Origin of the sequence: Streptomyces zhihengii (assembly GCF_016919245.1) — a bacterium.
GTDB lineage: Bacteria > Actinomycetota > Actinomycetes > Streptomycetales > Streptomycetaceae > Streptomyces > Streptomyces zhihengii.
Genome location: NZ_JAFEJA010000001.1, coordinates 5,543,756 through 5,563,615 on the forward strand (window position 1 = coordinate 5,543,756; position 19,860 = coordinate 5,563,615).

Sequence of the window (19,860 nt, forward strand, 5' to 3'; positions counted from 1 at the left end):
CCCCAGGGGGCCGCCGGGGCGCCGCGGCGGAAGCCGAATGCGGGGCGTTCACCGCCTGCGGTACCCTGACGCCATGCGTGCCGTACGCCTTCTGCTTAGCGAGCCGCGCTGATCAGTCCCGACGAAGGAAAGAATCCGTCGGAATCGGCGCGGCGTCCCCTCCTGTGCGAGGGGATTTTTCATTTCCCCCCGGCAGGAATCAGCGGCAGTCGCGGCAGCCGGCAGAGACGATCGATGGAGCTTCAAAGGATCATGAGCGATATGAACTCCGCTGCCGAGGCGGCAGCCCACCATCGTTACACGGCGGCCATGGCGGCCGACATCGAGGCACGCTGGCAGGACGTATGGGACGCCGATGGGACGTACGAGGCGCCCAACCCGACCGGTGACCTGGCCGGCGACCCGGCCGTCGTCGCCCGCCCCAAGAAGTTCATCATGGACATGTTCCCGTACCCGTCGGGTGCGGGACTGCACGTCGGCCACCCCCTGGGCTACATCGCCACCGACGTGTACGCCCGCCACCAGCGGATGACCGGCCACAACGTCCTGCACACCCTGGGCTTCGACGCCTTCGGCCTGCCGGCCGAGCAGCACGCCGTCGCCACCGGTACGCACCCCCGGGTGTCCACCGAGGCGGCCATGACCAACATGAAGTCCCAGCTGCGCCGCCTGGGCCTGGGCCACGACAAGCGCCGCTCGATCGCCACGATCGACCCGGACTACTACAAGTGGACCCAGTGGATCTTCCTGCAGATCTTCAACTCCTGGTACGACACCGAGGCCCAGAAGGCCCGGCCGATCGCCGACCTGGTCGCCGCGTTCGAGGACGGCTCCCGTGAGGTCCCCGGCGGGCGTGCCTGGAGCGAGCTGAGCGGCCCGGAGCGCGCCGAGGTCCTGGGCGAGTACCGCCTGGCGTACGCCTCGGAGGCCCCGGTCAACTGGTGCCCCGGGCTGGGCACCGTGCTGGCCAACGAGGAGGTGACCGCGGACGGCCGGTCCGAGCGCGGCAACTTCCCCGTCTTCAAGTCCAAGCTGCGCCAGTGGAACATGCGCATCACCGCCTACGCGGACCGCCTGCTGGACGACCTGGACGCGCTGGACTGGCCCGAGGCCATCAAGCTGCAGCAGCGCAACTGGATCGGCCGCTCCGAGGGCGCCCGGGTCGGCTTCGCCGTCGACGGCCGTGCCGACGCGTCGATCACCGTCTTCACCACCCGGCCCGACACCCTGTTCGGCGCCACCTACATGGTGCTGGCCCCCGAGCACGGCCTGATCGACTCGATCCTGCCCGCCGAATGGCCCGCCGGCGTCCCGGAGCGGTGGACCGGCGGCGCCGCCACCCCGGCCGAGGCCGTCGCGGCCTACCGCAAGCAGGCCGGGACCAAGAGCGACGTCGAGCGCCAGACCGAGCACAAGGACAAGACGGGCGTCTTCTCCGGCGCCTACGCGGTCAACCCGGTCACCGGCGAGCGCGTGCCCGTCTTCGTCGCCGACTACGTGCTGATGGGCTACGGCACCGGCGCGATCATGGCCGTCCCCGGACAGGACGAGCGGGACTGGGAGTTCGCCGAGGCCTTCGGCCTGCCGGTGATCCGCACCGTCCAGCCGCCCGAGGGCTGGGAGGGCGAGGCGTTCACCGGCCAGGGCCCGGCGATCAACTCCGCCAACGACGAGATCTCGCTGAACGGCCTGGGCGTCGCCGAGGCCAAGAGCCGCATCATCGAGTGGCTGGTCGCCAGGGGCGTCGGCGAGGGCACCATCAACTTCCGCCTGCGCGACTGGCTGTTCAGCCGGCAGCGGTACTGGGGCGAGCCCTTCCCGATCGTCTACGACGAGGACGGCGTGGCCCACCCGCTGCCCGAGTCCATGCTGCCGCTGGAGCTGCCGGAGGTCGACGACTACTCGCCGCGCACCTTCGACCCGGACGACGCGGACACCCGGCCCGAGACGCCGCTGTCGCGCAACGAGGACTGGGTCGACGTCACCCTGGACCTGGGCGACGGCCCGAAGAAGTACCGCCGCGAGACCAACACCATGCCCAACTGGGCCGGTTCGTGCTGGTACGAGCTGCGCTACCTGGACCCGCACAACGACCGGCAGCTCGTCGACCCGGCCGTCGAGCAGTACTGGATGGGGCCGCGCGAGGGCCAGCCGCACGGCGGCGTCGACCTGTACGTCGGCGGCGCCGAGCACGCCGTGCTGCACCTGCTGTACGCGCGCTTCTGGTCCAAGGTCCTGTTCGACCTGGGGCACGTCTCGTCCGCCGAGCCGTTCCACAAGCTGTTCAACCAGGGCATGATCCAGGCGTACGTGTACCGCGACAGCCGCGGCTTCCCGGTGACCGCCACCGAGGTCGAGGAGCGCGACGGCGCCTTCTTCTTCGAGGGCGAGCAGGTCAAGCGCGAGCTGGGCAAGATGGGCAAGTCCCTGAAGAACGCCGTCACGCCGGAGGCGATCTGCGCCGAGTACGGGGCGGACACCCTGCGGCTGTACGAGATGGCCATGGGCCCCCTGGACGTCTCGCGGCCCTGGGACACCCGCGCGGTCGTCGGCCAGTACCGCCTGCTGCAGCGCGTGTGGCGCAACATCGTCGACGAGGCGACCGGCGAGGTCACCGTCGTGGACACCGAGCCCGACGAGGACACCCTGCGCGCCCTGCACAAGGCGATCGACGGCGCGGGCCAGGATCTGGCGGCGATGCGGTTCAACACGGCGATCGCCAAGATCACCGAGCTGAACAACCACCTGACCAAGACCGCGGCCCCGCTGTCCCGGTCGGTGGCGGAGGCCTTGGTGCTGCTGATGGCGCCGCTGGCCCCGCACATCGCCGAGGAGCTGTGGCACCGGCTGGGCCGCACCGGCTCGGTCGTGCACGCGAGCTTCCCGGTCGCCGACCCGGCGTACGTCGTGGACGAGTCCGTCACCTGCGTCGTGCAGATCAAGGGCAAGGTCAAGGCGCGTCTGGAAGTCCCGCCGACGATCTCCGACGCCGATCTGGAGTCGCTGGCGCTGGGCGAGCCGGCCGTCGTCGCCGCGCTGGGCGGCGCCGCCGTCCGCAAGGTGATCGTCAGGGCGCCGAAGCTGGTCAACATCGTGATCTGACCGGTCGCCCGGTGCGGGCCCGCCCGCCGGGCCCGCACCGGCCCGGTGCGGCCGGGCCGCGGAAGGGTTGGGGGCTGTCCCCTACGGGCAGGTTGGGGGTTCCGGCGGAACCCTCGGCCTGCCCTTTCCGTTTACCGTGGAAGAACCACTGTGCACGGGTGGGGCGGGATGTCCCGCACCCGCGGGCGCGGCGGTGCGACGACCGGATTTCGAGGCCGAAGGGGCGCTCATGGAAGCCGTCATCTGGATGCTGGCGGTGCTCTTCCTCGCCTTCGTCACCCTCGGGGTGTACGTAGGGGTGAAAGTCGTGGGCGCCGCCAAGCGCGGCGTCGAACGCACGGTCACCCAGGCGCGGCGCACCGTCGAGGAGACCACGCTCCGGGCCAAGAGCTACGGCCAGGTCGGTGTGGCGGGCGAGTTGGCGCAGCTCAGGCTGTCGCTGCGGACCTCCATGCGGGCCACCCAGGACGCTCTGGAGGCCGGCGCCCCCGAGGACGCCTCGCTGTCCGAGTCGCTGGCCCTCTTCCGCCGCCTGAGCGCGCACGGCCACGAACTGGACGGCGAGCTCAAGCGCCTCGAACGCGAACCGGACCGGGCGACGGTGTCGTCGATGCTGCCCGGTCTGCGCAAGCGCACCGAGCAGATCACCGGGGCTGCCGAATCCCTGCGCTGGGCGGCCAGGGACCGGGCGCAGCGGTTCGCCGACGACGACCTCGAACTGCTGAGCTCGCAGATCGACATGGAGGCGGGCGCGCTGCGGCACTGGACGGAGGAGCCCTCCGGGGAGCGCACCCCGGCCGGGGCCGCGTCCCCGTCCGCCACGCCGTCGGCCTCGGCGCCGCGCGCCGCGGAGACGGTCTCCTGGCCCTCCGCCGGGCGCCCCGAGGAGGAGCCGCCGGCGGCCCGCGCCGAATCGGGACGGCCCGCCGGTGAGGCGGACGACGCCGGGGACGCGGGGCGCTCCGCGTCCGACCAGCCGCAGGCGATCACCGCACGGGACCCGCGGCAGCACATGACCTATTCCTGGCAGAAGTCGGCCCGCCCCGAGACCACCAACTGAGGCGGAGGCGGGGCGAGGGGCAGGCCCGGGGTAGGGGCCGGTAGCCCCTGGACGGCGTGGGCACGGGGTGCGCCGATGGGCGGGGTGGCCTGGCGGGCTACAGGCGAGGCGTTGCGCCGGTGGGTGGGTGGCGCCGGTTAGGGCGAGCTGCTTGTGGTGTGGCGTGGCCGGCTGGCGGTGGGCGGTGCGGGTCGGTGGACGGGGCGCGTCGTTGGTGCGGTCGCGCGGCTGCCCGGGGCGCTGCCCGGGTAAGCGGGGCGCACGCGAAGGGGGCGGGGCTGCTTCACGGGAGCCCCTGGGGGTAACCTCCCGCTCATGTCCCGCCATGTCGCGATCGTCACCGATTCAACGGCCTACCTGCCGACACCGGCGATGGAGCGGCACGGCATCACCTCGGTGCCGCTGACCGTGGTCCTCGGTGACCAGGCCCTCGAGGAGGGCACCGAGATCTCGGCACGGTCCCTGGCCGCCGCGCTGCAGAAGCGCCGGCCGGTGACGACGTCCCGCCCGAGCCCCGAGACGTTCGCCGCGGCCTACCGGGCCTGCGCCGAGTCCGGAGCGACCGGCATCGTCTCCCTCCATCTGTCGGCGGAGCTCTCCGGCACCTACGACGCGGCCGTGCTGGCGGCGAAGGACGCCCCCGTGCCCGTCCGCGTGGTGGACACCGGCATGGTCGCCATGGCTCTCGGCTTCTGCGCGCTGGCCGCCGCCGAGACCGCCGGGACGGGCGGCTCGCTGGACGAGGCCGTCGCAGCAGCGGAGAAGTGCGCCGCCGGGACCTCCGCCTACTTCTACGTGGACACCCTCGACTTCCTCCGTCGCGGCGGCCGGATCGGGGCCGCCCAGGCCCTGTTCGGCTCGGCGCTCGCCGTGAAGCCCCTGCTCCAGCTGGAGGGCGGCAGGATCGAGCCCCTGGAGCGGGTGCGCACCGCCTCGCGGGCCATCGCCCGCCTGGAGGAGATCGCGGTCGAGCGGGCGGGCTCCTCGCCGGTGGACATCGCGGTGCACCACCTGGCGGCGCCCGAGCGCGCCGCGGCCCTGGCGGAGCGGCTGCACGACCGGGTGGGCGGGCTGGCCGCGCTCCACGTCAGCGAGATCGGCGCGGTGATCGGCGCGCACACCGGGCCGGGTCTGCTGGGGGTCGTGGTCTCGTCCCGCTAGGCCTTGTCCGACAAACGGCGCCGTCCGCCCGCAGGGCGGGGCGCGCGGCGTCCGGTGCGTGCAATCGCAAGGCGGAGGGCCATCCTCGTACTGGGCGTACTCGGATGACTCCGACAACGCGGCATGGGGGTACCTCCCAGCGGTAGCTGGGGGAGTGCGTGCCGGGCGTCGCGTGCCAGGCCAGGCGGGATGTGTCAGACACGGCCCTTGTCCGACACGGCCTGGGGGACCTGCGCGCGTCCGGGCGGGCTCTTCGCTCGCGTCCGGGGCGGGCGAGCGCAGCTGCACGGCGGTCACGGAGAGCACGGCGGTCACGGCGTGCACGGTGGCCACTGCGACCACTCGTCCGGGTGGCGGAGTTGTCCACAACGGGTGCGTTGTCCACCGGAATTGGCTGCCTTCAGCGGGTTCGGGCGGGGATGCCTACCGTCCTGCTCATGATGCTTCGATCACCTTCGGCAACCAGTGGACCCGGCCGCGGCGCGGCCTCGGACGGGCGCATGCGCCACCGGACGGGCCGTGCCCGTCTGCGGAGCACCCTGCGGGGGCCGACGGGCCGCCACCGCCTCACCGGGGGCGGCAGCGGCACCGCGCGCGGTGCCGCCGCGCTCCCGCCCGACGAGGGCATCGGCCCGGCACCGGCCCCGCGCGGTCGGGGCCCGGGGCCCGCGGCGCCACCCGGGCTGCCCGCGGCCCGGCGGGCGGCCGGCCCGGCCGACGCCGTACGCCGCCGCGCGGACGCGCTCTTCCTGTCGCACCCGCCCGCAGGGGGCGGCGCGGGTGCGGCTGAGGCCGCCGGCCGGGGCACGGAGGTGGGGCCCGGCTCCGGCACGGGGCCCGGCGCCGGGTCGGCCCCGAGGAATGGCACGGAGGCGCGCCCCGGTTGGGGTGCGGGGCCCGTGCCTCGCCCGGGTTCCGCTCCCAGCGGGGCGGCTGGTGCCGGTCCGGCCCGGAGTCGGGCCATCGACGTGGGAGCCGCCTCTGTCACGGGTCCCGGTGCGGGCACAGGCCTGGATACGCGCGCTGCCTCCGGGGCCGGTCCGAGGGGGCTCGGGGCGGCGGCCCGGGGCGGCAGCCTCTCGTCCCGCGCTGCCCTGGACGAGAGGAATGCCGCATCGCTGCCGACTGCCGCCCGGCGGCGGCGCTCGGCCGAGCCCGCGCCGGACGAGGACCCCGGGTCCTCCCGAGCGGTCCTGGACGAGGACCCCGGGCCCTCCCGAACCGTCCTGGACGAGGACCCCGGGCCCTCCCGAGCGGTCCTGGACGTCCTGGACGAGGAGCCCGGGCCGCCGCCCGATGCGTCAGGGTGGCGCTGGGCGGCGACGCGGGAGCGGCTGCCCCTGTGGTTCCGGCTCCGCTGCGGTCTGGAACGGCGCACGCTCGCCGCCCTGGTGGTCGTGCTCGTGGTGGCCGCCCTCTTCGCCGCCCAGCACTTCTGGAGCGGCCGGCCACAGTCCGTCGCGGCTCCGGAGGTCGTTGCACACGGCGTGGCCGGCGCGGCACAGGAGGGCCTGGCCGAGCCGGACCCGCCGCCGGGCACCACAGAGCCGGCGGCGACCGCACCGGCGCCCGACGCCCGCATCGTCGTCGACGTCAGCGGCAAGGTGCGCCGCCCGGGGGTGCTGCGGCTGCCCGCCGGGGCGCGGGTGGAGGACGCCCTGGCAGCGGCCGGGGAGCGGAGCGCGGCATCGACCTCACCGGGCTCAACCGCGCGCGGGTCCTCACGGACGGCGAGCATGTGGTCGTCGGCGTCCCCGGCGCGGTGTCCGCCGCGGGGGCCCGGCCCCGGGGAGCCCGGCTTCCGCCGGGGCCCCCGCCGCGCCGATCAGCCTGAACTCGTCGACGGCCGAGCAGCTGGAGACGCTGCCCGGCGTGGGCCCGGTCCTCGCCCAGCACATCGTCGACCACCGCACCCGCGTCGGCGGATTCCGCTCCGTCGACGAACTCCGCGAGGTCAACGGGATCGGCGACCGGCGCTTCGCCGACCTGCGCAATCGGGTGCGGCCATGACGCCGGGGCCCGCACGGCCTGCCACGGCGGCCCCCGCAATCCCCTCGCCGGCAGCCACCGCACCCGCCGTGCCACCGCCCCGCGCCCCCGTGCACGCGGACGCGGGCCGCCTCGGAGCCTCGAACCCTCGTGAGGACGGCCCGGCCGACCTCCGGCTGGTGCCGCCCGCGGTGGCGGCCTGGGCCGCGGCCGCCCTCGCCCTCGGGGCACCGGGCGGCTGGACCGCCGCCGGGGTCGCCGGCTGCCTGCTGGGCGCTGTCGTCCTGCTGCTCGGCTCCCGCCGGTCGACACGGGACGGGACCGACTCCCGGTCGCACCGCCGGTCCACACGGGACGGGCCTGGCGCCCGGTCGCACCGCCCGCCCGCGCCGGACGCAGCCGTCCCCGCCCGCCCGCGCCGGACGCAGCCGTCCCCCGCCCGCCCGCGCCGGACGCAGCCGTCCCCGCTCGCCCGCGCCGGACGGGAGCGAGGCCCGCGCGGCCTCGGGGCACTCGGACCGCCCCCAGCCCACCCGCCCGCCCGTCGCCCGTCCCCGGTTCCCGGGCGTCGGGACCGGCACCGCCGCCGCCGCGGTGCTGCTGTGCGCGGCGGCCGGGGCGACCACCGCCGGGCTCCACGCGGCCGAGGCGCGCCGTGGTCCGCTGCCCGAACTGGCGCGCCAGCGTGCCCATGTGACGGTCGACGTCACCGTGGAGTCGGACCCGCGCCCCACCGGGCCCAAGGTCAACGGCCCCCGCGTCGCCCCCGGGAGCATCGCCCTCGACGTCCGGGCGACCCGGGTGACGGCCCGAGGAGGAGCGGTCACCGAGGTGCGGACTCCGCTCCTGGTGCTGGTGACCGCCCGGGGCACCGCCGGTCCGTGGCGGCTGCTGCTGCCCTCGACGAAGCTCCGGCTGTCCGGCACCCTGGCACCCCCGCTGGGCTCCGACGACCGCTTCGCCGCCGTCCTGCGGCCGTACGGCTCGGGACCGCCCCGCGTCACCGGCCCGCCGACCGCCGTCCAGCGCATCGCGGGCGGACTGCGGGCGGGGCTGCGTGAGGCGACGGACGGCCTGCCACCGGACGCGCGGGCGCTGCTCCCCGGCTTGGTCGTCGGAGACACCTCCCGGGTCACCCCCGACCTCCAGGCGGCCTTCGAGGCGACCGACCTCACCCATCTTCTGGCCGTGAGCGGCAGCAACCTCACCATCGTCCTCGTGCTGCTCATCGGCCCGCCGGGCCGCGCGCTGCGGGCCGAACGGGGCGGCCTGGCCCCGAGGCTGGGCATCACCCTGCGCGGTACGGCGCTGCTCGGCGGCGCGCTCACGCTCGCCTTCGTGGTCGTGTGCCGGCCCGAGCCCAGCGTGCTGCGGGCGGCGGCCTGCGGCCTGGTGACCCTGCTCGCCATCGGCACCGGCCGGCGCAGGTCCCTGCTCCCCGCGCTCGCGGCCGCCGTCCTGCTGCTGGTGCTGTACGACCCACGCCTGGCCCGCAGTTACGGCTTCCTGCTCTCCGTCCTCGCGACCGGGTCCCTGCTCACGGTCGCGCCCCGCTGGAGTGCGGCGCTGGCGAGCCGCGGCGTGCCGCCCCGGCTTGCCGAGGCGCTGGCGGCCTCCGCCGCCGCCCAGGCCGTGTGCGCGCCCGTCGTGGCCGTCTTCGCCGCACGGGTGAGCCTGGTCGCCGTCCCGTGCAACCTGGTGGCCGAGATGGCCGTCGCGCCCGCCACGGTGCTCGGCTTCGCGGCACTGGCGACGGCCCCGGCGGCGATGCCCGCCGCCGAGTTCCTGGCACGGGTGGCGGGCTGGCCCGTCGGCTGGATCGCGTCCGTCGCCCGTGGCGGGGCGGCGCTGCCGGGCGCGGCGGTGGACTGGCCGGGCGGCTGGCGGGGCGGGCTGCTGCTCGCGGTGGTCACGGGTGCCGTGCTGCTCCCCGTGCGCCGCCTGGCACGGCATCCGGTCGCGGGCGCGCTGTGTGCGCTGATGCTGCTCCTGTTCGTGCTCCGCCCGGCGCCGCTGACCCGTGTCGTCACCGGCTGGCCGCCGCCGGACTGGTCGTACGTGATGTGCGACGTCGGCCAGGGCGACGCGACGGTGCTGGCCGCGGGCGAGGGTGCGGCCGTCGTCGTCGACGCGGGCCCCGACCCCGAGCCGGCCGACCGCTGCCTGAGGGAACTCGGCGTCACACGGGTGCCGTTGCTGGTGATCACCCACTTCCACGCGGACCATGTCGCCGGGCTGCCCGGCATCCTGCGCGGCAGGAGTGTCGGCGCCGTGCAGACGACCACGCTGGAGGAGCCCGCGGGGCAGGCCGCGTTCGTGCGGCGCGTGGCGGCCGACGCGGGCGTCCCCGTGGTGCGGGCCGTGCCGGGGGAGCGGCGGCGCACGGCCGGCGTCGGCTGGGAGGTGCTCTGGCCGGCCGCCGGACCGGGGCCTTCGCCGGGGGAGCCGAACGACGCGAGCGTGACCCTGCACGTACGGGCGGCGGGTGGTCTGTCGCTGCTGCTCCTCGGCGATCTGGAGCCGCCCGCCCAACGGGCGCTGATGCGCACGCGTCCGGCGCTGCCGCGGGTCGACGTGCTCAAGGTGGCGCACCACGGCTCGGCCTACCAGCATCCGGCCCTGCTCACGGGTGTCCGGCCCCGCGTCGCCCTGATCTCCTGCGGCCGGGACAACCCGTACGGCCATCCCTCGGCGCGCACGCTGGCGCTGCTGCGGGCCACGGGCGCGATGGTGCTGCGCACGGACCGGCACGGCTCCGTCGCGGTGACGGGTGCCGGGCAGCGGCTCGGCGTCACCACCAGCGGCGGCCGCCCTCCCTGAGCCGCCCCGGCCGCACGGCCCCGCGCGAGGCCCACCTCAGCGCCCCGGCCGGGCGGCCCGGAATGCAGCCCACCCCGGCGACCCCGGCCGCGCGTTCCGGCACGCAGCCGCCCACCTCAGCGCCTCGCCGCATGCCCCGGCCGCACGTCTGAGGCGCTGCCCACCTCAGCCGCCCCGCCCGCACCGTGCGGGAGACTGCTGCCATGGAGAGCCCATCCCACCCGCACACCACCACAGGGGCGCCGGCCGCCCCCGTCCGGCCCGCCGACTCCGCCAGGCCCGCCGGCCCCGCCGGGGAGAACGCCGCCGCCCCGTACGTGATGGCCCCGCCGTACGAGCTGTCGCCGCGGGAGACGGACGCCTACCTCGACAGCATCGGGGCCGTCAGACCCGGGCGGGCCGATGCGGACGCGCTCCGCGAGCTCCAGCACCGGCACCTGCTGACGGTGCCGTTCGAGAACCTGTCGGTACACCTCGGAGAGGAGGTGGTGCTCAGCGAGGACCGCCTGGTCGCCAAGTTCGTGGACGCCCACCGGGGCGGCTTCTGCTACGAACTCAACGGCGCCTTCGCCGCGTTGCTGAGGTCCCTCGGCTTCGGGGTGACGCTGCACCAGGCGCGGGTCTTCGGCGAGGAAGGCCGGCTGAGCATGCCGTTCGACCATCTGACGCTCCGCGTGGAGACGGCCGACGGCAGCGGTCCCTGGCTGGCGGACGTCGGCTTCGGCGACCACGCCCGTTTTCCGCTGCTGGTGGACGAGAGGGCGGACCAGGCCGACCCGTCCGGGGTCTTCAGGGTCGCCGAGGCGCCGGACCACGGGGACCTCGACGTACTGCGGGACGGCGTCCCCGAGCTGCGGGTGGACGTCCGGCCGCGCGAGCTGCCGGAGTTCGGCGCGGGCTGCTGGTACCACCGCACCTCGCCGTCCTCGCACTTCACCAGGAAGCTGGTCTGTTCGCGCTTCACGGCCGACGGCCGGATCACGCTGTCGGGCGGCAAGCTGGTGACGACGGCACACGGGCAGCGCGAGGAGCGGGTGCTTGCGGACGACGCGGAGGTGCTCGACGCCTACCGGGAGCACTTCGGGCTGGTGCTCGACGAGGTGCCGAGGGCGGCGGTGTTCCCCGGCGTCCGCGCGGGTGCGGCGGGGGTGTGACCGGACGGCACGGTGTGACCGGACGGCACAATGTGGCGGTGGACGATGTGAGACATGTGCTGGTGCTCCCCGACCGGGACGCGGCCGAGGAAGTGGCCGAGACCCTCGGGGACCACTTCGACGTGCCGGACGAGCCCCGTCTGGTGCGGGACGCGCTCGCCGGTGAGGACGACGCCGAGGACGCCCAGTGGCTGGTGGTGGTCGAGGACCCGGACGGCCGGCTGGACGCGGTCGCGCTGGACGAGTACGTGGCGGGCTGGGACGGCTGGCGTGAGGCGCACTGACGTCCCGGGCGGGGCTGTCGGTGCCCCGTGGGATGCTTGACGGCGATGGCCAGGAACAGTTCGACCGACGATCCGCTCGCCCCCGTCACCCTCGCCGTGGGCCAGGAGGACCTGCTGCTGGACCGTGCCGTGCAGCAGGTGGTGGCCGCCGCGCGGGCGGCCGACGCCGACACCGACGTGCGCGACCTCACCGCCGATCAGCTCCAGCCGGGCACCCTCGCCGAGCTGACCAGTCCCTCGCTCTTCGCCGAGCGCAAGGTCGTGATCGTCCGCAACGCGCAGGACCTGTCGGCCGACACCCTCAAGGACGTGAAGGCGTACCTCGGTTCGCCGGCGGAGGAGATCACCCTCGTCCTTCTGCACCCGGGCGGTGCCAAGGGCAAGGGGCTGCTGGACGCGGCCCGCAAGGCGGGTGCCCGGGAGGTCGCCTGCCCGAAGACCACCAAGCCGGCCGAGCGTCTGACGTTCGTACGGCAGGAGTTCAGGGCGCTCGGCAGATCGGCGACGCCCGAGGCCTGCCAGGCGCTGGTCGACGCGATCGGGAGCGATCTGCGGGAGCTGGCGAGCGCGGTCTCGCAGTTGACGGCCGACGTGGAGGGCACGATCGACGAGGAGGTCGTCGGCCGCTATTACACGGGGCGCGCGGAGGCGTCGAGCTTCACCATCGCCGACCGGGCCGTCGAGGGCCGGGCAGCCGAGGCGCTGGAGGCCCTGCGCTGGTCGCTGTCGACGGGCGTGGCCCCCGTGCTGATCACCAGTGCGCTCGCGCAGGGCGTGCGGTCCATCGGCAAGCTGCTCTCCGCACGGGGCGGCCGCCCCGCGGACCTGGCCCGTGAGCTGGGCATGCCGCCGTGGAAGATCGACCGGGTCCGGCAGCAGATGCGCGGCTGGTCGCCGGACGGCGTCGCCGTCGCGCTGCGCGCGGTCGCCGAGGCCGACGCGGGCGTCAAGGGCGCCGGCGACGACCCGGAGTACGCCCTGGAGAAGGCGGTCGTGGCGATCGCCCGGGCCGCCCGCTCCCACCGCGGCTGAGGCCCCCGGGTCGCCCCCACGAGGGGCCGGCACCACCTGGATCCCGGCCCTCCGCGCCCAAGCCCCGCTCGGGACCTCCGCCGCGGCGATCCCGACGCTCCCGAGACGGCGAAGGCCCCTAGGTACGGCGAAGGCCCCGGTGACCGTCCTGGGGAAGGACGGCCATCGGGGCCTTCACGTCGAGCTCGGTGCGCCGCACCCGCGTGGCGAACGCAGGCCGCGTGCGGCGCGAGGGGTGCCGTTCGGGAGCGGAAGAGAGGGCCCGCTGGATCCCTGGCGGCGATCAGTCGTGAGCTCAGCCCTGGAGGGTGGCGACCTTGGAGGCCAGTGCCGACTTCTTGTTGGCAGCGGCGTTCTTGTGGATGACACCCTTCGAGACGGCCTTGTCGAGCTGACGGGCCGCGGCGCGGGACGCCACGGTCGCCTTCTCGACGTCGCCGGCGGCGACGGCCTCGCGGGCCTTGCGGATCGCGGTCTTGAGGGACGACTTGACGGCCTTGTTGCGCAGGCGCGCCTTCTCGTTCGTCTTGTTCCGCTTGATCTGGGACTTGATGTTCGCCACGAAAGAGCCTTTTCAGGATCGATGATCTTCGAGTGTGCGCCTCTTCCCCGGGCCCGTCGGGCTCGGGAGGTCTGTCCAGAGAGGGAGGACACGAGACACAGCTGCTCAGGCTACCAGCCGTCCCTCCGGCGGCCCAAACCGGGCGCAGCCCCGTACGCGTGGGACGATGGAGCCTACGTATCGATCCGACATCGACCCGAGGCGAGCCTCCACCGACCCGGCGTCTGCCACAGAATCAGGACCCTGCGTGCCCGCGACCCCTACCCACGTGCCCGAGCCGAGTCGTACCGACCCGGCGCTGATCCGCAACTTCTGCATCATCGCGCACATCGACCACGGCAAGTCCACCCTCGCCGACCGGATGCTCCAGCTGACCGGTGTGGTGGAGCAGCGGCAGATGCGTGCGCAGTACCTCGACCGCATGGACATCGAGCGCGAGCGCGGCATCACGATCAAGTCCCAGGCGGTCCGTCTGCCGTGGGCGCCCACCGAGGGTGAGGCCCAGGGCAGGACCCACATCCTCAACATGATCGACACCCCCGGGCACGTCGACTTCACGTACGAGGTGTCGCGGTCGCTGGCCGCCTGCGAGGGCACGGTCCTCCTGGTGGACGCGGCGCAGGGCATCGAGGCGCAGACCCTCGCCAACCTCTACCTGGCGATGGAGAACGACCTCACCATCGTCCCCGTGCTCAACAAGATCGACCTGCCCGCGGCCCAGCCGGAGAAGTTCGCCGAGGAGCTGGCGAACCTGGTCGGCTGCGACCCGGACGACGTGCTGCGGGTCTCGGCGAAGACCGGTGTCGGCGTCGAGGCGCTGCTGGACCGCGTGGTCCGCGAGGTCCCGGCCCCGGTCGGTGTGGCGGACGCCCCCGCCCGCGCGATGATCTTCGACTCGGTCTACGACTCCTACCGCGGCGTGGTCACCTACGTCCGTGTCGTCGACGGCCAGCTCAACAAGCGCGAGCGCATCCGGATGATGTCGACCGGCGCGACCCACGAGCTGCTGGAGATCGGCACCAACTCGCCCGAGATGCTCTCGGCCGACGGCCTGGGCGTCGGCGAGGTGGGCTACCTCATCACCGGCGTGAAGGACGTCCGCCAGTCCAAGGTGGGTGACACGATCACCCAGCAGCACAAGGGCGCCACGGAGGCGCTCGGCGGTTACAAGGACCCGAAGCCGATGGTCTTCTCGGGCCTGTATCCGCTGGACGGCTCCGACTACCCCGAGCTGCGCGACGCCCTCGACAAGCTCCAGCTCAACGACGCGGCCCTGGTCTACGAGCCGGAGACGTCGGCGGCCCTCGGCTTCGGCTTCCGGGTCGGCTTCCTCGGCCTGCTGCACCTGGACGTGATCCGCGAGCGCCTGGAGCGCGAGTTCGGCCTCGACCTGATCGCCACCGCCCCGAACGTGGTCTACCGCGTGACCATGGAGGACGGCACCGAGCACACGGTCACCAACCCGAGCGAGTTCCCCGAGGGCAAGATCGACGAGGTCCACGAGCCCGTCGTGCGGGCCACGATCCTCGCGCCGAGCGAGTTCATCGGCTCGATCATGGAGCTGTGCCAGACCCGTCGCGGCACCCTGCTCGGCATGGACTACCTGTCCGAGGACCGGGTCGAGATCCGCTACACGCTGCCGCTCGCGGAGATCGTCTTCGACTTCTTCGACCAGCTCAAGTCCAAGACCCGCGGCTACGCCTCGCTCGACTACGAGCCCACCGGCGAGCAGGCCTCCAGCCTGGTCAAGGTCGACATCCTGCTGCACGGCGACAAGGTGGACGCGTTCTCCGCCATCACCCACAAGGACGCCGCGTACGCCTACGGTGTGCGGCTCGTCGCGAAGCTGCGCGAGCTCATCCCGCGGCAGGCGTTCGAGGTGCCCATCCAGGCGGCCATCGGCTCCCGGGTGATCGCCCGCGAGACGATCCGCGCGATCCGCAAGGACGTCCTCGCCAAGTGCTACGGCGGTGACATCTCCCGGAAGCGCAAGCTGCTGGAGAAGCAGAAGGAGGGCAAGAAGCGGATGAAGATGGTCGGCTCCGTCGAGGTGCCGCAGGAGGCCTTCATCGCCGTGCTCTCCAGTGACGAGGGCGGCAAGAAGAAGTAGGGCCCGGCGCGCGGGCGGGCGGTCGTGCCGCCCGCGCGCCGCCCGGCCGGCATCACCCCGGGGCGCGTCCGCGCGCCCGCCGAAGGTAAAGCGCTCGTCAAGGCCATGGCGGGCGCTTTTCCGTGCCCCGGGAAGCCGAATCGTTACATGTACATGGCAATGAAACGTTACTCCGATGGGCGGACCTGGGCTCCGTTCGTTATGAAGCGGCAGCACGCAGGCCCTTACGCGCCGCTCCCGAGCGCTCTACCCTGATCACGGCTCGATGGTTACTCGCCAGTTAAACAACCAGCCAGTCGTGCAGTGCTGCCGCAGGCCCGGAGGACGTCGTGAGCGAAACCCAGACCCAGATCGAGAACCGGCCGCCCTCGGTGGCGAGCCTCTTCGCCGAGCGCGTGGCAGCCACGCCCGACGGCGAGGCCTACCGCTACCCGGTGCCCCCGGCGTCGGGCAGCGGGCCCGACGAATGGAAGTCCCTGAGCTGGGGCCAGTCGGCGGACCGTGTCTACGCCATCGCGGCAGGCCTGATCGGACTGGGCATCGCCGCCGAGGACCGGGTCGCCCTCGCCTCCGCCACCCGGGTGGAGTGGATCCTCGCCGACCTCGGCGTGATGTGCGCCGGCGGCGCCACGACCACGGTCTACCCCTCCACCAACGCCGAGGAGTCGGCGTACATCCTCTCCGACTCCGGAAGCCGGGTGCTGATCGCCGAGGACGCCGCCCAGCTCGCCAAGGCCCGCGAGAAGCGGGCGGAGCTGCCCGCGCTGAAGCACGTCGTGGTCATCGACTCCGAGGGCGTCGAGCCCGACGCCGCCGACCCCGAGGGCTTCGTCATCGGCCTCGCCGAGCTGGAGACCCGCGGTGCCGCCTACCTGGAGAAGCACCCGGAGGCCGTGAAGGAGCGGATCGCGGCCATCACCGCCGACCAGCTCGCGACCCTGATCTACACCTCCGGCACCACCGGCCGCCCCAAGGGCGTGCGCCTGCCGCACGACAACTGGTCGTACATGGCGAAGGCGATCGCCGCGACCGGCCTGGCGAACAAGGACGACGTGCAGTACCTGTGGCTGCCGCTCGCCCACGTCTTCGGCAAGGTGCTCACCTCCGGGCAGATCGAGGTCGGGCACGTCACCGCCGTCGACGGCCGCGTCGACAAGATCATCGAGAACCTGCCGGTGGTCCAGCCGACCTACATGGCGGCCGTGCCGCGCATCTTCGAGAAGGTCTACAACGGGGTCGCCGCCAAGGCCCGCGCGGGCGGCGGCGCCAAGTACAAGATCTTCCAGTGGGCCGCGGGCGTGGCCCGCGAGTACGCCAAGGTCACCCAGGACAACTTCCGCCGCACCGGCAACGCCTCCGCGCCGTTCGGCCTGAGCACCAAGCACAAGATCGCCGACGCGCTGGTCTACTCGAAGCTCCGGGAGGCCTTCGGCGGCCGGCTGCGCGCCGCCGTCTCCGGCTCGGCCGCGCTCGCCCCCGACATCGGCTACTTCTTCGCCGGCGCCGGCATCCACATCCTGGAGGGCTACGGCCTCACCGAGTCCAGCGCCGCCTCCTTCGTCAACCCGGGCGAGGCCTACCGCACCGGCACCGTCGGCAAGCCGCTGCCCGGCACCGAGGTGCGTATCGCGGACGACGGCGAGATCCTGCTGCGCGGCCCCGGCATCATGCAGGGCTACCACGGCCTGCCGGACAAGACCGCCGAGGTCCTGGAGCCCGACGGCTGGTTCCACACCGGCGACATCGGCGAGCTCTCCCCCGACGGCTACCTGCGGATCACCGACCGCAAGAAGGACCTGATCAAGACCTCCGGCGGCAAGTACATCGCCCCGGCCGAGGTCGAGGGCCAGTTCAAGGCCGTGTGCCCGTTCGTCTCCAACATCCTGGTGCACGGCGCCGACCGGAACTTCTGCACCGCGCTGATCGCGCTCGACGAGCCGTCGATCCTCGGCTGGGCCGCCGACAACGGCCTCGAAGGCAAGTCCTACGCCGACGTCGTGGCCGCCCCGCAGACCGAGAAGCTCATCGAGGGCTATGTGGCGCGCCTCAACGAGGGGCTCCAGCGCTGGCAGACCATCAAGAAGTTCCGCCTGCTGCCCCGCGACCTCGACATCGAGCACGGCGAGCTGACGCCCAGCCTCAAGCTCAAGCGCCCGGTCGTGGAGAAGGAGTACAAGCACCTGATCGAGGACATGTACGCGGGCTCCCGGGAGGCGTAGCCGCGCACACGGCCGGAGCGCCGGGGTCCGGAGGGGAGAGCCCTCCGGGCCCCGGCCTCGGCGTGCGGGGGGTCGCCAGGGCGCGCGTGCGAGCGCCCGGGCGGGCGGCGCGGGGCGGTCCGGGGAGTGCGTGCGAGCGGGCGCACGCCCCCCTCGGTGCGACACGGGGCCCGCTCGCGTGACATTCACGACACGCCTCCCGACCAGGCACGACCCGAAAGTCCTCGGCGAGTTCGGTGACTCCGTGCGTATGAACGGGCTCGGTCTGTCACCCTGTCGGTGTCATAAGCGGCGCACACAGCACCGACCAGGAGCCGCACGTGAGGTCCATTCCGTTGCAGCGAGACACCGGAAACCGCCCGTCACCCATGTCCCCGGGGTGGTCGGAGCCGGGGGAGCACGGGGTACGGGTCTGCCTCCCGGGAAACCTGCTGGCACCCGCCACCGCCCGGCGGCTCGTCCGCGCGGCCGTCGCCGACTGGATCCTGCTGGGCGTGCTCGACGCGTGCGCCCGCTGCCGCGGACGCGGCGGCTGCCCGCCCGGCGCGCCCTGCGCCGAGCGGATGGCCGACGACGCGGCCCTGGTCGCCGGTGAGCTGGTCACCAACGCCGTCGTCCACGCGGGCACGGCGGCCGAGCTGCTCTGCCGCTACGACGGCCCCGAGGGCGACGAGCCGGCCGCCCTGGTCGTCGAGGTCTGCGACCACCACCCGGACCGGCCCGTGCACAGCCACCCGCACGGCTCCGAGCAGTCCGGGACCCCGGACTACGGACGCGGCCTCCATCTCGTGGCCGCCGTCGCCGAGCGGTGGGGCGTGACCTACCGCGCCGCCCTGAAGTCGGTCTGGGCGCGGATCCCCCTCGACGGACGGGGCAGCCGCCCGCGTCCCGGGGCCGCGGCGGCCGAGGGGCCGGTGACCGACGGCGCCGGGGCGCGCGACCTCCCGCCGGGCCGCGACGAGTGGGACTGGCTGGCCCGCGGCGGCGCCGCGTCCTTCCTCGCCGAGGCGTCCGACCTGCTGGCCGGCCAGCTCGACGAGGACATGGTCGCGGCCCTCGCCGGCCAGTTGCTCGTCCCGCGGCTCGCCGACTGGTGCGCCGTGTGGCTCGATGACGAGGGCGGCCACCACGGATCGCGCGCGGGCGGCCGCTCCCTGCCCGCGCCCCGGCTCGCGGGCGTCTGGCACCGGGACGAGGCCAGGGCCGAGCAGCTCACCGAGGCCTTCGGCGGGGAGCCGCCCAAGCCGCCCGAACCGGGCGCCGGCGGCCCCCAGCCCGTCCCCTGGCCCGCCGGCGACGGCACGGAGGCGTCCTCCGGCGCGGCACTGGCGTACCGGCTGGCCGTCGGCTCCCGCTCGCTCGGCGTCCTGGTCGCCGGGCGGACGGGCGCGGTCCGGCTGCCCGAGGAGGTGACCGCCCTCGTCGAGGACTTCACCCGGCGGGTGGCCCTCGCCGTCAGCGCGGCCCGCGAGTACACCCGGCAGGCGACCATCAGCAAGGTCCTCCAGCGCGGCCTGCTGCCCAGCAAGGTGGGCAGCATCCCCGGCGTGGACACCTGCCTGGTGTACGAACCGAGCGGGGACGGCGTCGTCGGCGGCGACTTCTACGACGTCTTCCAGGCCGGTTCCTCCGGCCGCTGGTGCTTCGTCCTCGGCGACGTCCAGGGCAGCGGCCCCGAGGCCGCCGTGGTGACCGGGCTGGCCCGTCCGTGGCTGAGGCTGCTCGCCCGCGAGGGCTACCAGGTGGGCGAGGTGCTGGACCGGCTCAACGGCCTCCTGCTGGACGACGCGGTGGAGGCGGCCGAGGCGGCCGCGCTCTACGCGACGGGCGGCGCGCACGGCCCCGGGCTCCCCGACGGCCACCACTCCCGCTTCCTGTCCCTGCTGTACGGCGAGGTCGTCCCCGCCCCCGAGGGCACCGCGGGCGGTGCCCGCGTCACCCTGGCGAGCGCCGGGCACCCGCTGCCCCTGCTGCTGCGTCCCGACGGCACGGTCGCCCCCGTCGCCGAGCCCCAGCTGCTGCTCGGAGTCGTGGACGACGTGGCGTACCGCAGCACCACCTTCGACCTGGGGCCCGGCGACACCCTGCTGTGCGTCACCGACGGGGTCACCGAGCGGCGTTCGGGGGCGCGGATGTTCGACGACGAGGACGGGCTGGCCGAGGTCCTGGCCGGGTGCGCGGGGCTGCCCGCGCAGGGCGTCACGGACCGGATCAGGGCGGCGGTGCACGCGTTCGCCCAGACCCCGCCCGGCGACGACCTGGCCCTGCTGGTCCTCCAGGCGCGGACCGCCCGCTGACCGCCCCCGGGGGCCGGCGCCGGGGGCCGGTCCCCGGCGCGGCGGGGGCGCGCCGGGAGTGACGGACAAT

The 19,860-nt window shown here is 74.2% G+C and carries 11 protein-coding genes and 1 pseudogene; 11 read left to right on the forward strand and 1 reads right to left on the reverse strand.

Annotation, left to right across the window (positions count from 1 at the left end; genetic code table 11):
• Positions 1-252 precede the first annotated feature (252 nt).
• The 8 genes and pseudogenes from leuS to holA all read left to right on the forward strand — a co-directional run bounded on the left by leuS (position 253) and on the right by holA (position 12,602).
• Positions 253-3,102, forward strand: a complete 2,850-nt coding sequence (gene leuS, locus JE024_RS23490) for a leucine--tRNA ligase (RefSeq protein WP_205375475.1) — start codon at positions 253-255, stop codon at positions 3,100-3,102.
• A 229-nt stretch (positions 3,103-3,331) separates the two neighbouring features.
• Positions 3,332-4,162, forward strand: coding sequence for a hypothetical protein (locus JE024_RS23495; protein WP_205375476.1), 831 nt, complete (start codon positions 3,332-3,334; stop codon positions 4,160-4,162).
• 315 nt (positions 4,163-4,477) lie between these two features.
• Entirely contained in the window at positions 4,478-5,323 is an 846-nt protein-coding gene (locus JE024_RS23500) for a DegV family protein (protein WP_205375477.1), read from the forward strand.
• A gap of 962 nt (positions 5,324-6,285) precedes the next feature.
• Positions 6,286-7,333 (forward strand): annotated as a pseudogene (locus tag JE024_RS42555) (ComEA family DNA-binding protein).
• 573 nt (positions 7,334-7,906) lie between these two features.
• A complete protein-coding gene (locus JE024_RS23510) occupies positions 7,907-10,132 on the forward strand; it encodes a ComEC/Rec2 family competence protein (protein ID WP_307840712.1) in 2,226 nt (741 codons plus the stop codon).
• Positions 10,133-10,452: 320 nt separating this feature from the next.
• A complete protein-coding gene (locus JE024_RS23515) occupies positions 10,453-11,286 on the forward strand; it encodes an arylamine N-acetyltransferase family protein (protein ID WP_205376692.1) in 834 nt (277 codons plus the stop codon).
• A 38-nt stretch (positions 11,287-11,324) separates the two neighbouring features.
• Entirely contained in the window at positions 11,325-11,570 is a 246-nt protein-coding gene (locus JE024_RS23520) for a hypothetical protein (protein ID WP_205375478.1), read from the forward strand.
• Positions 11,571-11,615: 45 nt separating this feature from the next.
• Positions 11,616-12,602, forward strand: a complete 987-nt coding sequence (gene holA / locus JE024_RS23525; RefSeq protein WP_205375479.1) for a DNA polymerase III subunit delta — start codon at positions 11,616-11,618, stop codon at positions 12,600-12,602.
• 295 nt (positions 12,603-12,897) lie between these two features.
• Here the strand turns inward: holA and rpsT are convergent, their stop codons facing one another.
• The gene (gene rpsT / locus JE024_RS23530; RefSeq protein ID WP_205375480.1) at positions 12,898-13,164 is read right to left on the reverse strand and encodes a 30S ribosomal protein S20; all 267 of its coding nucleotides are present in this window, start codon (positions 13,162-13,164) and stop codon (positions 12,898-12,900) included.
• Between the two features lie 247 nt (positions 13,165-13,411).
• Between rpsT and lepA the strand changes: the two genes are divergently transcribed.
• The 3 genes from lepA (at position 13,412) to JE024_RS23545 (ending at position 19,790) form a co-directional block, all read left to right on the forward strand.
• The gene (gene lepA / locus JE024_RS23535) at positions 13,412-15,274 is read left to right on the forward strand and encodes a translation elongation factor 4 (protein ID WP_205375481.1); all 1,863 of its coding nucleotides are present in this window, start codon (positions 13,412-13,414) and stop codon (positions 15,272-15,274) included.
• 329 nt (positions 15,275-15,603) lie between these two features.
• Positions 15,604-17,493 carry an AMP-dependent synthetase/ligase gene (locus JE024_RS23540; protein ID WP_205375482.1) on the forward strand — a complete coding sequence of 630 codons (1,890 nt, stop codon included), beginning with the start codon at positions 15,604-15,606 and terminating at the stop codon, positions 17,491-17,493.
• 368 nt (positions 17,494-17,861) lie between these two features.
• A complete protein-coding gene (locus JE024_RS23545; protein WP_205375483.1) occupies positions 17,862-19,790 on the forward strand; it encodes an ATP-binding SpoIIE family protein phosphatase in 1,929 nt (642 codons plus the stop codon).
• Positions 19,791-19,860: the final 70 nt, after the last annotated feature.